Origin of the sequence: Pasteurella testudinis DSM 23072 (assembly GCF_900176075.1) — a bacterium.
Lineage (GTDB): Bacteria > Pseudomonadota > Gammaproteobacteria > Enterobacterales > Pasteurellaceae > Chelonobacter > Chelonobacter testudinis.
Genome location: NZ_FWWV01000024.1, coordinates 14308 through 29177, shown reverse-complemented (window position 1 = coordinate 29177; position 14870 = coordinate 14308). Strand labels below are relative to the sequence as shown.

Annotated in this window: 18 protein-coding genes and 1 tRNA gene; 8 read left to right on the top strand and 11 right to left on the bottom strand. The window is 46.1% G+C overall.

The genetic code is table 11. The features are described 5' to 3' along the window. Positions 1-75: 75 nt before the first annotated feature. The 3 genes from smrB to B8880_RS08925 all read right to left on the bottom strand — a co-directional run bounded on the left by smrB (position 76) and on the right by B8880_RS08925 (position 1188). Complete coding sequence (gene smrB, locus B8880_RS08935) at positions 76-588, bottom strand: endonuclease SmrB (protein WP_084257378.1); 513 nt, start codon at positions 586-588, stop codon at positions 76-78. Then, a complete protein-coding gene (locus B8880_RS08930; RefSeq protein ID WP_084257270.1) occupies positions 588-899 on the bottom strand; it encodes a HigA family addiction module antitoxin in 312 nt (103 codons plus the stop codon). Before B8880_RS08930 ends, smrB begins: the two co-directional genes overlap by 1 nt. A gap of 109 nt (positions 900-1008) precedes the next feature. Further along, positions 1009-1188 (bottom strand): type II toxin-antitoxin system RelE/ParE family toxin, encoded by a 180-nt coding sequence (locus B8880_RS08925; RefSeq protein ID WP_425272999.1) that lies wholly within the window; start codon positions 1186-1188, stop codon positions 1009-1011. A gap of 133 nt (positions 1189-1321) precedes the next feature. Between B8880_RS08925 and prmB the strand changes: the two genes are divergently transcribed. The 5 genes from prmB to B8880_RS08900 all read left to right on the top strand — a co-directional run bounded on the left by prmB (position 1322) and on the right by B8880_RS08900 (position 4472). Continuing rightward, a complete protein-coding gene (gene prmB / locus B8880_RS08920; RefSeq protein ID WP_084257269.1) occupies positions 1322-2284 on the top strand; it encodes a 50S ribosomal protein L3 N(5)-glutamine methyltransferase in 963 nt (320 codons plus the stop codon). A gap of 106 nt (positions 2285-2390) precedes the next feature. Then, positions 2391-3110 (top strand): hypothetical protein, encoded by a 720-nt coding sequence (locus tag B8880_RS08915; protein WP_084257268.1) that lies wholly within the window; start codon positions 2391-2393, stop codon positions 3108-3110. Then, positions 3107-3655 (top strand): septation protein A, encoded by a 549-nt coding sequence (locus B8880_RS08910; RefSeq protein WP_084257267.1) that lies wholly within the window; start codon positions 3107-3109, stop codon positions 3653-3655. Before B8880_RS08915 ends, B8880_RS08910 begins: the two co-directional genes overlap by 4 nt. Before the next feature lie 12 nt (positions 3656-3667). Beyond that, entirely contained in the window at positions 3668-4162 is a 495-nt protein-coding gene (gene yciA / locus B8880_RS08905; protein WP_084257266.1) for an acyl-CoA thioester hydrolase YciA, read from the top strand. A gap of 13 nt (positions 4163-4175) precedes the next feature. Then, positions 4176-4472, top strand: coding sequence for a YciI family protein (locus B8880_RS08900; protein WP_084257265.1), 297 nt, complete (start codon positions 4176-4178; stop codon positions 4470-4472). Positions 4473-4512: 40 nt separating this feature from the next. Here B8880_RS08900 and pdxR read toward each other — a convergent pair whose 3' ends face one another. Further along, entirely contained in the window at positions 4513-5925 is a 1413-nt protein-coding gene (gene pdxR, locus B8880_RS08895; RefSeq protein ID WP_084257264.1) for a MocR-like pyridoxine biosynthesis transcription factor PdxR, read from the bottom strand. A gap of 112 nt (positions 5926-6037) precedes the next feature. On the opposite strand from pdxR, the gene pdxS reads away from it, so the two are divergent. Then, positions 6038-6925, top strand: coding sequence for a pyridoxal 5'-phosphate synthase lyase subunit PdxS (pdxS, locus tag B8880_RS08890; protein WP_084257263.1), 888 nt, complete (start codon positions 6038-6040; stop codon positions 6923-6925). Position 6926: 1 nt separating this feature from the next. Then, the gene (gene pdxT / locus B8880_RS08885) at positions 6927-7511 is read left to right on the top strand and encodes a pyridoxal 5'-phosphate synthase glutaminase subunit PdxT (protein WP_084257262.1); all 585 of its coding nucleotides are present in this window, start codon (positions 6927-6929) and stop codon (positions 7509-7511) included. Positions 7512-7592: 81 nt separating this feature from the next. On the opposite strand, the gene B8880_RS08880 is transcribed toward pdxT, so the two are convergent. From B8880_RS08880 to B8880_RS08860, 5 genes are all read right to left on the bottom strand, one after another. Further along, entirely contained in the window at positions 7593-8207 is a 615-nt protein-coding gene (locus B8880_RS08880) for an OmpW family outer membrane protein (protein ID WP_084257261.1), read from the bottom strand. Between the two features lie 296 nt (positions 8208-8503). Beyond that, entirely contained in the window at positions 8504-9163 is a 660-nt protein-coding gene (locus B8880_RS08875; RefSeq protein ID WP_084257260.1) for a class I SAM-dependent methyltransferase, read from the bottom strand. Positions 9164-9260: 97 nt separating this feature from the next. Further along, entirely contained in the window at positions 9261-9671 is a 411-nt protein-coding gene (locus B8880_RS08870) for a hypothetical protein (RefSeq protein ID WP_084257259.1), read from the bottom strand. A 409-nt stretch (positions 9672-10080) separates the two neighbouring features. Further along, positions 10081-10551 carry a hypothetical protein gene (locus B8880_RS08865; RefSeq protein ID WP_084257258.1) on the bottom strand — a complete coding sequence of 157 codons (471 nt, stop codon included), beginning with the start codon at positions 10549-10551 and terminating at the stop codon, positions 10081-10083. A 222-nt stretch (positions 10552-10773) separates the two neighbouring features. After that, positions 10774-10850 (bottom strand) — tRNA-Val (locus B8880_RS08860). 230 nt (positions 10851-11080) lie between these two features. Between B8880_RS08860 and B8880_RS08855 the strand changes: the two genes are divergently transcribed. Then, entirely contained in the window at positions 11081-12454 is a 1374-nt protein-coding gene (locus B8880_RS08855) for an L-cystine transporter (protein WP_084257257.1), read from the top strand. 66 nt (positions 12455-12520) lie between these two features. Here the strand turns inward: B8880_RS08855 and B8880_RS08850 are convergent, their stop codons facing one another. Further along, a complete protein-coding gene (locus B8880_RS08850) occupies positions 12521-12967 on the bottom strand; it encodes a YcgN family cysteine cluster protein (protein WP_084257256.1) in 447 nt (148 codons plus the stop codon). 118 nt (positions 12968-13085) lie between these two features. Beyond that, positions 13086-14774 (bottom strand): glutamine--tRNA ligase, encoded by a 1689-nt coding sequence (gene glnS, locus B8880_RS08845; RefSeq protein ID WP_084257255.1) that lies wholly within the window; start codon positions 14772-14774, stop codon positions 13086-13088. Positions 14775-14870 lie beyond the last annotated feature (96 nt).

The following is a 14870-nucleotide window of genomic DNA, read 5'->3' as shown; positions in this document are numbered from 1 at the left end:
AATTAAATTGCCCGCTACTGGCGGGCTTTTTTGTCTTCTCTCTTCTGATTTTACGACCCCAATCCCCTGAATAAACTATTTTTCAACGGTCTCAAACAAGATCAAAAATGCCGCATCGCCGCCCCACTCTTTCGGCGCTTGATGCAGCGCACGCACTTTCGGGTGTTGCACCAGCCAGCGGGGAATTTGCTGTTTCAAGGCAAATGTGCCGTAGCCGGTCATAATACTGGCGCAATGTATATTTTCTTTCTCACAGGCGTGTAAAAGTGCGGCTAATTCGGTTTTGGCTTGCTCACGGGTTAAGCCGTGCAGATCCAGAAACAGTTCCGGCGCAAAATCGCCACGGCGCAACTGTTTCAACAAATGGGAATCCTCCCCTTCGCGCAGATACCGCACTTTCTGATCTTCTTGCAACAGCGGTTCGTATTGATCGGAAAAATAGAACAGATTGTCCTGCTGCTGCACCAGTTCTTTATACTGCTGTTTACGTTTGGATTTCAGCCGAGGCGCAACATAAGTATCCTGCGTTAACCGCTTCGCCCCTTTAATCTGCTGATGAAACAGCTTAATATCGTCCGCTTCCACTATCACAACGCTACCGCACTTGTGGTTTGCGCTTTCTTTTGGCTGACGAACGGTTTAATGTGCGAAGTGCGGTTGTTTTTCAGCTGCCATAAATCGTATTGTGTTTGCAATGAAAGCCAGAAACTTGCGGTACTGATGCCCGCTTCCTCCAAACTTAACGCTAAATTGGCTGTCATCGGGGTTTTAGCGTGCAGCACACGCGACAAGGTTTCGCGCGAAAAGCCGAGATGCTCAGCCAACGCTTTTATTTTAATATTTTTTTCTTCAACGAAAGCATTCATCAACACTTCGCCGGGGTGTGGAGGATTAAACATATTTTCTCCTTTTCTAATGGTAATCTTCGTAATTCAAAATATAGGCATTGCCGTCAATAAATTCAAAGGTAATCCGCCAATTTCCTGAAACTGTCATCGAATAAATCCCTTACCGATCACCTTTTAATTCGTGAAATTGATAGATATCTGCCAGTTGCTCTATACTACTGGCAACATGAATCGTGGCTAATATAAAACGAATCTTTTTAGCATGATCCGCCCGAATTCCTTTTGTCGTACCGCGTTCAAAAAACTGCTTCAGTCCTTTGTGTTTAAAACTTTTGATCATCTGTAAACCCCGCATAAACGTGATATAATCATATCACAAAAATAAAGCCTGAAGCAATAAAGTCAAAACAGCGAAAATATGGTATAAATAACACTTTATTTATAAAGTGCGGTTTTCACAAGGTACTCAATTTATGTCCGAAAATATTACATACAATCCCGAATTAGTCGAAGAAATGCAACTTTCCGCCAATCGGGACGATCTCAAAACCATTCAAGATTTTCTGCGTTGGATATACAGCTGCTTTAACGCGTCCGATATTTTTTACGGACACGGGCAGGACAACGCTTGGGACGAAGCGGTGCAACTGGCGTTATCGGTGCTGCACCTGCCGCAAGACGTGCCGACCGCACTTTACACCTCCAACCTGACCTCTTACGAAAAACAGAAACTGTTTAATGCTGCGATTCAACGGATTGAAACCCGCACGCCGGTAGCCTATTTGACCAATAATGCCTGGTTCTGCGGCTTGGAATTTTATGTGGACGAGCGGGTGATTGTGCCGCGTTCACCGATCGGCGAATTGATTCAGGACGGTTTCACCGGTTTATTAAAAGAAGAACCGCAGCGAATCTTGGATATGTGTACCGGCAGCGGCTGCATTGCGATTGCCTGCTCGGCAAAATTTCCCCATGCGGAAATTGATGCAGTGGATCTGTCGCCAGCGGCGTTACAAGTCACCGAAATCAATATCGAACGCCATAATGCGCTGCACCATGTTTTCCCGATTCAATCGGATCTGTTTACTGCGCTGCCGCAAGACCAATACAACCTGATCGTCACCAATCCGCCGTATGTCGATGCCGAAGACCTGGACGAAATGCCGGCGGAATTTTACCACGAACCGATGATGGCGCTGGAAGCCGGACAAGACGGCTTAATCTTGGCAAAACGCATTTTAGCACACGCCGCCGATTATTTAACCGACAACGGTGTGTTGGTGTGCGAAGTCGGCAACAGCATGGTGCATTTAATCGAGCAATTCCCAAGCGTGCCGTTTAACTGGATCCGCTTCGAAAACGGTGGCGACGGCGTTTTCTCGTTGACCAAAGCCCAGCTGGTCGCCAACAGCGCACTGTTCGAAGCCTACAAATAACGCGGTGTTATCCGTCTGCGATCGCCATCAAGCGACGGATAACTCGTGAGTTTTCCCGAGATAATTGCTATAATCAATGCCGTTTTTTATTGTTGTAGGACGAACTATGCCTGTTAATTTTGCCAAAATTTTCCAAGACAGTTGGAATTTTATTCTGAATCAAAAACAAATGGTGTTGTTTTTTTTGGCGCTTTTAGTGATTGATAATCTGCTTTTCCGCTCTCTGCTGAACTCTGTCGATATGCAAACCGATCAAGGCGGCCGCACTTTCGTGTTTTTCACCCTTGCCGGACAAATCGTCAACTCGCTTTTGATCCTCTGGTTTCTCAGTATGATCACCTTTATCAGTAATCAGCAAGCGGCGCAACTGACAACCGCACTTTCTTATGCGGTGAAGAAAACGCCGGTGTTTTTATTACTGAATTTTATCATCGTGTTGCCGTTCAGCTTAGCGGCGGCAAGTTACGTCGCCAACGGTGGCGGCTCGCTCCTTGCCCTGCTGTCGGTAATCATCGGCTGCTATCTGTTTATCCGCCTGTGTCTGGCGCCCTACTCTTATGTGCTGGAAAACAGCTCTTTTTCCGCCGCCCTAAAACTGGTGTGGCTGAACGGTATCAAACGTGTGCTGCCGCTGTTTTTGTTTACGCTGCTGGTGTATCTGCTGCCCTTGGTTATCACGCTACAGTTGGCAAAAATCGCGTCGTCTCTGCCCGGCAGTATTATTGTCGCCGTCATCAGCGCCGCCATCAGTATTTTCACGCTGGTATTCACCTATCGTTTCTACCAACTGTTTATCGATAAAAATATCCTACGGAAGTTTCAATGAAACAACTACTCGAATTTATCCCTTTAATTCTGTTTTTTGCCGCCTATAAAATTTACGGCATTCAAGCCGGCGCGATCACCCTGATTGTCGCCACCGTGCTGCAACTGATTATTTTAAAGCTGAAATTCGGCGGTATCGAAAAACAGCAGAAAATCATGGCGGCGGCGGTGGTTTTCTTCGGTTTGCTGACGGTTTATTTCAACGATTTGGAATTTTTGAAATGGAAAGTCACCATTGTGTATGCCGTTTTTGCGCTTGCCTTGTTGGTCAGCCAATACGGCTTTAAAAAACCGTTGGTCAAAAGTCTGTTGGGAAAAGAGATCAACCTGCCGCAATTTGTGTGGAACAATCTCAACTTAGGCTGGGCGCTGTTTTTTGTACTCTGTATGCTGGTCAATCTGTATATCAGCAACTATATGTCCGATGACGCATGGGCAACCTTTAAAGTGTTCGGCGTAATCGGCATGACCTTGGTCGCCACCGTGATAACCGGCGTTTATCTGTATAAATATTTGCCGAAAGATAATGAACCAAATAATAACTAATCAGGATTAATGATGGAACACGAATTTGTTGAAACCGCACTTGGTGCGAATCCGGGGCGAATTTCCAAAGGCAGGCTGCTGTTGCGCACGCTGGCGATGCCGTCCGACACCAATGCCAACGGAGATATTTTCGGCGGTTGGATCATGTCGCAAATGGACATCGGCGGTGCGATCATGGCCAAAGAGATTGCACAAGGTAAAGTCGTCACCGTTTCCGTCGATAAAATCAATTTTATCCGTCCGGTGTCGGTCGGCGACGTGATTTGTTGCTATGGCCGTTGTGTCAAAGTCGGTAACAGTTCAATTAAAATCGAAGTGGAAGTTTGGGTGAAAAAAGTCTCGACCGAACCGTTTAACGAGCGCTATTGCGTCACCGATGCGGTATTTACCTTCGTCGCCATCGATCAAAACGGGCGGCCGAAAGCGATTCCGAAAGAGAACAATCAAGAATTGGAACAAGCCGTTCTGGAACTGAAAGCCTATCAAGCCAATCAAACCGTAAAATAAGGGGAAAACAGAGATGTACTATGTTATTTTTGCACAAGACAAACCGAACACGCTGCAACAACGTCTGGCGGCTCGGGAAGCCCATTTGGCACGTTTGACCGCACTTCAAGCGCAAGATCGCTTGCTGGTTGCCGGTCCGAATCCGGCGATTGACGATGAAAATCCGGGCGAAGCCGGCTTTACCGGTTCAACCGTCATCGCCCAATTCGACAGTTTGGAGCAAGCCAAACAGTGGGCGCGCGAAGATCCCTATGTGGCTGCCGGCGTGTATGGCGAGGTGGTGGTCAAGCCGTTTAAACGGGTATTCTAAATTCCGCTTAAAGCGGGCTTAAAAGTGCGGTCGGCGGTTTTCACGCCGACGCCGCATAGCTCCAAACCTGCATTAAGCGCGGCACGACCGCACTTAATGCTTCGTCATCAAGATTTCCGAATCCGAATAAAATATATTTTTTATCGCTGTCCGGCAACGGATAGACCTTAATCCCGACCGACTCGGCAAGCTGTGACAACTGCGCCGTCGTGCGCACTTCGCGGTATAACTCCAGCAATAGATACACCCCTGATTGTTCGCCGTAATAACGGATATCCGTCTGATACGGGCGCAAAAGCTGACACAAACGTTCCATCTTTTTACGGTAACGGGTGCGCATTTTGTGGATATGCTTTTCAAATTCGCCGGACTGCATAAATTGGGCGAGCAAGTGCTGGTTTAAACGTGGCACGGTGCAATTGAACAGTCCGCAAGTGCGCTGATAAACCGCCAACAGTGACGGCGGCAGCACCATAAAGGTGATCCGTAGGGACGGCATCAGCAATTTGGAAAACGAACCGAGGTAGATCACTTTGCCGCTCTGATCCAAACTTTGCAGCGCCGGAATCGGTTTGCCTTTGTAACGGAATTCGCTGTCGTAATCATCTTCGATAATGTAGCGGTCAGGCTGACGGTTCGCCCATTCCAACAGCTGATGGCGTTCGTTAATCGGCAAGATCGAACCGTAAGGATATTGATGCGAAGGCGTGACATACAGCACATTGACCGCACTTTGCTGCAACAGCGCAATATCAACGTTCAGTTTATCATCGAGCAGCGGCAATTTAAGCGTCTTTTTCCGAAACACCTGCAACAGCTTTTCCACCATCGGATAACCATGCTGCTCCATCGCATAATGCAAAGTCTGCCCGTGCAGCGCATGGTCGAACAACAAAATCAACTGACTGATACAGGTTTCCACCCCTGCACCGATAACAATCTGCTCAAGGCTGCAATCCACGCCGCGCGAACGGTAAAGATACTGCCGAATCTGGGTGCGCAGCGCGGTTTCGCCCTGTTTGTCGCCAAGCCCCAACCATGCCTGCTGCGCTGGATTCAGTAGGTTTTTCATCTGTTTGCGCCACCACGCAAACGGAAAAAGTGCGGTATCGATTTGATTGGGATCTAAATCATAGCGAAAAGACTGGCTGGCGATTTTGGCGCTCGGCTGCGGCTTGACCGTTTTCACCGCAAAAAAATGATCCGCATTGAAACTGACAAAAAATCCGCTTCGGGCTTTCGATTCGATGTAGCCCTCCGCCAACAATTGCCCGTAAGCCGTTTCCACCGTATTTTGGCTGACCGCCAAATACTCGGCGATTTTGCGCTTGGAAGGCAATTTTTCGCCGATACGCCAGCGCCCGTTGACGATATTTTGCTTAAGGTGTTGATACAATTGTAAATACAACGGCTGTTTTTGTGTTTTATCCAACGGTGAAATTCGGTTTTGCATTCATCTGACCTGATTAAGTTAATCAAAACTGAGCCTTTTAATCATACCTGAATAGGTGAAAATGACCGCACTTTATCACACAACCTGACAAAATCAATCAGAGGAAAACAACATGAGCAAAATAATCGGCAGTGATGTTATCAAGCGCGGCATGGCACAAATGCAAAAAGGCGGCGTGATTATGGACGTGGTCAACGCCGAACAGGCACGCATTGCAGAAGCAGCGGGAGCGGTTGCGGTGATGGCGTTGGAGCGTGTACCGTCGGATATCCGCGCTGCCGGCGGCGTGGCAAGAATGGCGAATCCGCGCATTGTGAAAGAGGTGATGAACGCAGTTTCGATTCCGGTGATGGCAAAAGCGCGGATCGGACACATCAGCGAAGCGCGCATTTTAGAAGCAATGGGGGTGGATTATATCGACGAAAGCGAAGTGCTGACCCCTGCCGACGAAGAGTTTCATTTATTGAAAAGTGACTACACCGTGCCGTTTGTCTGCGGTTGCCGTGATTTGGGCGAAGCATTGCGCCGTATCGGCGAAGGGGCGGCGATGCTGCGCACCAAAGGCGAACCGGGCACCGGCAATATCGTCGAAGCCGTGCGTCATATGCGCAAAGTCAACGCACAGGTGCGCAAAGTCGTCGCCATGCAGCCCGATGAATTGATGAGCGAAGCCAAATTGCTCGGCGCACCGTTTGCGTTATTACAACAAATCAAACAAGACGGCAAACTGCCAGTGGTTAATTTCGCCGCCGGCGGCATCGCCACACCGGCAGATGCGGCGCTGATGATGACACTGGGCGCGGACGGCGTGTTTGTCGGATCGGGAATTTTTAAATCTGAAAATCCGGAAAAATTCGCCCGTGCCATTGTGCAGGCGACCACCCATTATCAGGATTACGATTTGATCGCCCGTTTATCCGAAGATCTGGGCGAAGCCATGCGCGGTTTGGAAATTACCCGACTTGCGCCCCATGAAAGAATGCAGGAACGGGGGTGGTAGTATGCCCGATAAACCACCTTACACCGTCGGCGTGTTGGCGCTGCAAGGGGCGGTCAGCGAACATCTTCGGCAATTGGAGGCATTAGGGGCAAGCGCCGTTGCCGTGAAAAATATCGAACAGCTGCAACAGATCGACGGCTTGATTTTACCCGGCGGCGAAAGCACGGCAATCAGCAAATTAATGCGTGAATACGGCTTTGTCGAGCCAATCCGCCGTTTTGCCGCCGACGGCAAGCCGCTGTTCGGCACTTGCGCCGGCATGATTCTATTGGCAAAAGAGATTGCCGGCAATGCCTCGCCGCATCTGGCATTAATGGATATTCAAGTGCAGCGCAATGCGTTCGGACGGCAGATTGACAGCTTCGAGACCGCACTTTCGGTCAAATTGCTGTCAGCGCCTTTTCCGGCGATCTTTATCCGTGCACCTTACATTCGCCAACGCTTATCCGACAGCGTGGAGGTGCTGGCGGAAATGGACGGCAATATCGTTTTGGCACGGCAGGACAACCTGCTTGCCTGCGCGTTTCACCCTGAATTGAGCCACGATACGCGCATTATGGCGCTGTTTTTAGATATGCTGAAATAAAAAATACAGGTTTTGCTCACTGTGAGCAAAACCTGTACTTTAAAAGTGCGGTTCTACGCCAACGCTAGAAAACCCGCAAAATTAGAATTTATAACCTAAACCGATAAAGTAAACCATTGGATCAAGGGTAACATTCACTTTATGTTCATCACCATTCAACTTAAAGCTGGCTTTACTTTTGATTTTTGCATACCAAACAGAGGTATTTAAATATAAATTATCGGTTAAACCGATATCCACCCCGGCATTAACAATTGCTCCCCAAGAGTCTTTTAATTTAAGATCAGTCACTGGCGCAAAACTCTCTTTTTCACTAAAGAAAGAGGTGTAATTGACACCGGCGCCAAGGTACGGACGTGCTTTCGCATCTTTATCCAAGAAATAATATTGTAAATACAGGCTTGGCGGCAAATGCTTGGTTTTCCCGACTAATGTATTACCTAATTTGATTTCGTGGCTAAATGGGGTTGCCGCCAATAACTCGACCCCGATATTATCGGTGATCATATAGGTTCCGGTTAAACCCAATTGCGCATTACTGTTTACATCAAATTTAAAGTCACTGCTATTGGTCGATGCATCCGGCACAACCAAAATCGGACCGCCACGCACAACCACGCTACCCGCTTCGTGTGCTAAAGCCGAACCGCTCACTAATGCTGCCGCAGCAACTAATGCTAACGTTGTTTTTTTCATATTGGATTCCTCATAAATAATCATAAATCTTGTTATATCAACTTCAATTGCTTCAACTCCATTAGAAGCACACCCAATATAACTCTTATTGGGTATATCAAGAATGACATAGATCAAATTTAATTTTTTTAATCTAAATAAAATATTGATTTATCTTTATTTACCCAAGAAACCAGTGTTCCGCTAATTGATTTATATCAATAATCAAAAAATACGTTTAATTTATAACCACATTAACGTTCGGATATAAAAAAACCACTCGCCTGAGTGGTTCAAATTTAGCCGGTTTAATCGGGTCAGATTTTATTCTTTGCGCTAAAAATAGCGACTACGCCTTCCACCTGAATGTTTACATCGACAAAAAAGGCCGATAGCGCCTCCTGCAAACTCTCTGACGAATCATGATAATTACTGAAAATACCTTTTTTATTATAGACTTGCATTAGCTTCCTGCCAAAAGTATTGTGCTGAATGCCTTTTCCCAGAATGGTTGCACCATATAGCACCCCGTCAGGTTTTAACGCCGCAGCAATATGTTGTATGGCGGTTTTTTTATCTTGCATCGTCCCGGGTAAACAGTGTAATAAGTAAAAAAGCGAAATCGAGTCAAATGTCCCGTTCATATCTTTTGGCAAAGGGTTAAAAATGTCGTGCAATACACACTGTTTGATCTTGTTATCTCCTATGCTCTTTCTTGCATAAGATAAGCTGTGCGGATTCAAATCTACGAATGAAATTTGATTAATTTGCTCTCGAACCATTTTAGGGTAAAAACCGGTTCCAACCCCGATATCTAAATGGTTGGCTCGAATATTTTTCTTAAAATGCGACAAAAGAAAGCGGTGCGTATTGCAACGCCACGCATATCGGTTAGAAATTTCAAGTACCCACCAATCGTATAGTTTTAAAGAAAGGGGTGTATAAATTTTTGTACCATCTTTGGTATTTAACGCCATGATCATTCCTTGATTCACTGATGTGCCGAAAGCACAAAGTAAAGCCCATTATTCATAATGGGCTTTGGTGTATTGTTGCTTTATTTAACAATAAAAATTAGAAGCCGCCTTTCGTCGTTGGATCAAAACCGTCCAACCGCCCATCAATCGGGCGTTGTTCCAGCTCTAGCATTCCGCCTTTCGTTGCCGGGTCAAAGCCGTCTAACCGACCGTCGATCGGGCGTTGTTCCAATTCTAACATTCCGCCTTTCGTTGTCGGATCGAAACCGTCCAACCGACCATCGATCGGGCGTTGTTCCAGCTCTAACATTCCGCCTTTCGTTGTCGGGTCAAAGCCGTCCAATCGACCGTCGATCGGGCGTTGTTCCAGCTCTAACATTCCGCCTTTCGTTGTCGGATCAAAGCCGTCCAACCGACCGTCGATCGGGCGTTGTTCTAACCCGTTCGCCTGTGCACTCAACGTCAACATGCTGAATATGGCTGTAGCTAATAAAGATTTGCAGTTCATTTTCGGAACTCCTTTTCAAAAAGATTATCGGACCAAAATAAACTCGCTAGGTGTTTAATTTATAATACTATTCCACTGCTCAGTAAAGATAATTATTATAATTTAATTTCTCGTTTTGTAATTATTTCAATGATGTTCGTTATTTTATTTGAATAGTGTTTTTAACTTATTAATATTTAATTTAGAAAATGATGTTTTTTATCCGTAATAGCAGCAACCGCGCCACAATACTTTCAATAATGCCAAAATATAAAAAACATAGCAAAAATTTTTTTACTTTAAACAAGATTATTTTAAACTCGGCACCAGCATAGCTGGATTTATGCAGATCGGGATATATTCCCTTTAATTACTATGGCAATATACTTTGTGTAATTATTGGTATAAGCTTACTTACTGCGGCGATAAGCTATTTTGTCGATGAAGATTTTGTTTCTGAATTACGCAAAAAAGTTGAGCGTAGTTTTAGAAAAATAAATAAAACAACCAATACAGAAAAAGGCTGTAAAAATACATAACGAAGAGTTGTTACATGATGAGAGTATTTAAGAGTATCTCTATATTGTGAACTGTATTTTCGGTCAATGCGTTGATAGATATAGTTAAGTACAATAGGATAAAACGGTAGGTTGATTGTTAATACCATCATAATAATACCCCAAACATTCCAATTAAAGTGATCATTCCCCCTAGGTAGGAAGTAAACAATAATAGGAAGAAGTAAAGCAATAAGATAGTAGAACAGGGGATCACCCCAAAATATCTTTTTGTATTGTTTTCTAGATAGGCTAAAGATCTTAAGAAATTTATCAAATAACGTTGGCTCGACTTGTTTTAAGACGAGTTTTCGGCGTGGCCTTCGCTTTTTTGTTTTTTTCATCGCATTTTCCTTCTGCAATTAAGTTCAGATTATAGCGAATCTAATCAGAATGAACATCTTCTATTAATGGATAGTTATTCAGCAATTAGGAATACTCGATGAACAGGTAGAGTCCGAAAGCCAAGATCAGCGTAACTAATCACGCTTTTAACATTGATTTGGAATGGTTGTAAGCTGTAGTGACTGAGAGTAATGTATTCTGAAAAGCTGTGATTTAGATGATGGTGCGACCGGGTGGACTCGAACCACTGACCCCCACCATGTCAAGGTGGTGCTCTAACCAACTGAGCTACGGTCGCATTTTGAAGTGGCGCTATAATAGCGATTTTCGTATTCGGGAACAAGCATTTTTTCAGAATAAAAGACCGTTTGTTAATTTTTTAAACAATGTGCTGTAAAAGCCAGCGCTTTAACCTGAACGTTGCGGCTGTTATAGCTGATTGGAATAATTTATCAGCTATTTTAATTTGTCTTTTTAGCACAAACGGTTATGCTAACCGCCTTAATTATCTGAATGAAGGAGTTCATTATGACTTTTTCCCTGCTGCTGAATTTAGCAGTATTTATTGTGTTGTTGGCAGTGCTCTATCGCTTTAAAAAACACGGAAACTCATTGTCCGTAACGGTATTGCTTGCCTTGGTATTGGGGCTGGTATTCGGAGTGGCGCTGCAAAATCTGTACAGCGGCAATCCAAGTGCGGTCAGCCAAAGTATCGATTGGATTAATTTGGTCGGCAACGGCTATGTGCGCTTGTTACAAATGATCGTGATGCCGCTGGTATTTGTCTCGATTTTATCGGCGATCACCCGCTTACACGACGCTGGATCGCTAGGTAAAATCAGTTTCAGTATTTTAGGCGTGTTGCTGTTTACCACCGCCATTGCAGCGCTGGTCGGTATCGGCTTTAGTATTTTATTCGATCTGAATGCGGAAGGCTTAATCGCCGGTGCTCGTGAAGTGGCGGCACAAGAACGGGTTTTAGGTCGAGTCGATCAGGTCGCCAATCTGACTATTCCAAGTATGCTGCTCTCCTTTATTCCGCGCAATCCGTTTGCCGAATTGACCGGTGCCAATCCGACCTCGATTATCAGCACGGTGATTTTTGCGGCGTTTTTAGGTATCGCCACCTTGCGTTTGCGCAAAGATAACGGCGATATTGCTGAGCGTATTTCGCAGGGCATCGACAGCCTGAATAAGTTGGTGATGAGTTTGGTCCGCATTATTATCAGCCTGACCCCTTACGGGATTTTGGCACTGATGACCCGCATGGCGGCGACCTCAAGCCTGAGCGATATTCTGAACCTGCTTAACTTTATCATCGCTTCTTATCTGGCAATGGCTGTGATGTTTGCAGTACACGCACTGCTGTTGGGTTTAAGCGGTATCAATCCGTTGACCTACTACAAAAAAGTGCTGCCTACCCTGCTGTTTGCCTTCACCTCCCGCTCCAGCGCGGCGACTATTCCGCTCAACATCGAAACCCAAACCAATAAATTGGGTAATTCCGGTACGATCGCCAATTTTTCCGCCACGTTCGGCGCAACCATCGGACAAAACGGCTGTGCCGGAATTTATCCGGCAATGCTTGCCTTTATGGTCGCACCGTCGGTCGGCATTGATCCGCTTGCACCGCAATTTATTCTGTCGTTAGTGGCGATCGTCACCATCTCCTCGTTCGGGATTGCCGGTGTCGGCGGCGGCGCAACGTTCGCTGCAATTGTGGTGTTATCGACAATGGGTTTGCCGCTGACATTGGTCGGTTTGCTGATTTCAATCGAACCGTTAATTGATATGGGACGCACCGCACTTAACGTGAACGGCGCAATGACCGCCGGAACATTAAGTAGCAAATGGTTAAAACAGACCGATTTGCAGGTGTTGGCAAATCCTAAAGCGGAATAAACCGCACTTTATAACTGAAGCCCGATTAATATTGCATAATCGGGCTTTATTTATAGCTGAAAACCGCTAAACCTCTTCAATCACATAATCAAACCATTCAATCACATCTTTTTCATGAATGCCGTTTTCGATTGGAATTCGGGCGAGTTTAACTGAATCGGGGTTGCCGGAAATCAGCGGGTGCCAATCAAAGAGCGGTTTGCCCTCGTATAATAAACGGTAAGCGCAGGTTTTCGGCAACCAGCCGAAATCGGGCAGGTTCTGTTTGGTGAGTTTGGTGCAGTCCTCTTCCAACTGAAAACGTTTCGGGTAATTTTGGCATTTTCCCGTAGCAAGATTCAACTGGTTGCAGGCAATGCGGGTGAAATAGATACGCTCGTGTTTGCCGTACCCGTCAAGAATCTTGCGGTAACAGCACAGGCCGCAGCCGTCACACAGCGCCTCCCACTCTTGATCGTTCATTTCCAGCAGCGATTTGCTTTGCCAAAACCGCTCTTCTACCGCACTTTGCAATTTTTTGTCCTTAACTAAGCTCAATCAATAAAAAACAGGCATATCGAAATATACCTGCTTCTTTTTATCGTGTTTTTACCACAACTGTGACGTTGTCACTATATATTTGGCTAGCGGTTTAAAAGTCCGAACTCTCTTTCAAACTCACCGTCAGATTAAAAATCAAGTGCTCAGGGTGAGAATCTTTGCTGTCGGCACAGAAATAGCCTTCGCGTTCAAACTGGTAAGCCTGTTCGGCAACGGCAGTTGCCAGATTGACCTCGGCAAAACCATGCACCACACGCAATGAATTCGGATTCAGCACCGCTAAAATGTCGTCTTCTGCGCCCGGGTTGGCAACAGTGAACAGACGATCGTATAAACGGAATTCCGCCGCTTGATTGTGAGTGGCGGAAACCCAGTGAATCACGCCTTTCACTTTGCGTCCGTCCGCCGGATTTTTACCCAACGTTTGCGGATCATAACTGCAATATAAAGTGGTGATGTTGCCGTCCGCATCTTTTTCCACCCGTTCGGCTTTGATCACATAGGCATTGCGCAAGCGTACTTCTTTACCCAGCACCAAACGTTTGTACTTTTTGTTGGCTTCTTCACGGAAATCCGCCTGATCGATATAAATCTCACGCCCGAACGGCAATTGACGCTCGCCTAATTCAGGGCGGTTCGGGTGGTTCGGCGCATTAACCCATTCGTCATCGCCGTCATAATTTTCGATCACCACTTTTAACGGATTCAACACTGCCATCGCACGCGGCGCATTAATGTTCAAATCGTCACGGATACAGGCTTCCAGCGCACTGAATTCGACCATATTGTCCTGTTTTGTCACGCCGATACGGTCACAAAACTCACGCAACGCCGCCGGTGTATAACCGCGACGGCGCAAACCGGATACTGTCGGCATACGCGGATCGTTCCAACCGTCAACAATATTATTGTTGACCAATTGCAACAGTTTGCGCTTGGAGGTTAAGGTGCTTTCCAGATTCAAGCGGGAAAATTCGTATTGGTGCGGTAACGGCCGCTCAATCGAAATGTTTTCCAGCACCCAATCGTATAAACGACGGTTGTCTTGGAACTCCAACGTACACAGCGAATGGGTAATCCGCTCAATCGCATCGGAAATGCAGTGGGTGAAATCGTACATCGGATAGATACACCATTTATCGGCGGTTTGATGATGGTGGGCAAATTTAATCCGATATAACACCGGATCGCGCATCACCATAAACGGCGACGCCATATCGATTTTGGCACGCAGACAAGCGGTGCCTTCGGCAAATTCGCCGTTGCGCATTTTTTCAAACAGCGCCAAATTTTCTTCAACCGAACGATCACGATACGGGCTGTTTTTGCCGGCTTCGGTCAGCGTGCCGCGGTATTCGCGGATTTGTTCCGGCGACAATTCGTCCACATACGCCAAACCTTTGTTAATCAGCTCGATCGCATAGCCGTACAGTTGATCAAAATAGTCCGATGCATAGCGCACTTCGCCCTGCCATTTGAAGCCGAGCCACTCCACGTCCTGTTTGATCGAATCGACATATTCCACGTCTTCCTTCACCGGATTGGTGTCGTCAAAGCGTAAATTACACAACCCCTGATAATCTCTGGCAATCCCGAAATTCAGACAGATGGATTTGGCATGTCCGATATGCAGATAGCCGTTCGGCTCCGGCGGGAAGCGGGTGTAAACATTTTTCACCTTGCCGCTTGCCAAATCTTCATCAATAATATGGCGGATAAAATTGGTTGGACGATGCTCTGCTTCGGTTTCCATGACCGCAGATACTTCATGCTCGCTCATAGCACTCCTCAAATAATAAATTCTATTTTGTTATAGGTCATTTGTTATAGATAATTGGTCTATTCTACACGGTTTGTCGGCAGAACAAAACCTAGC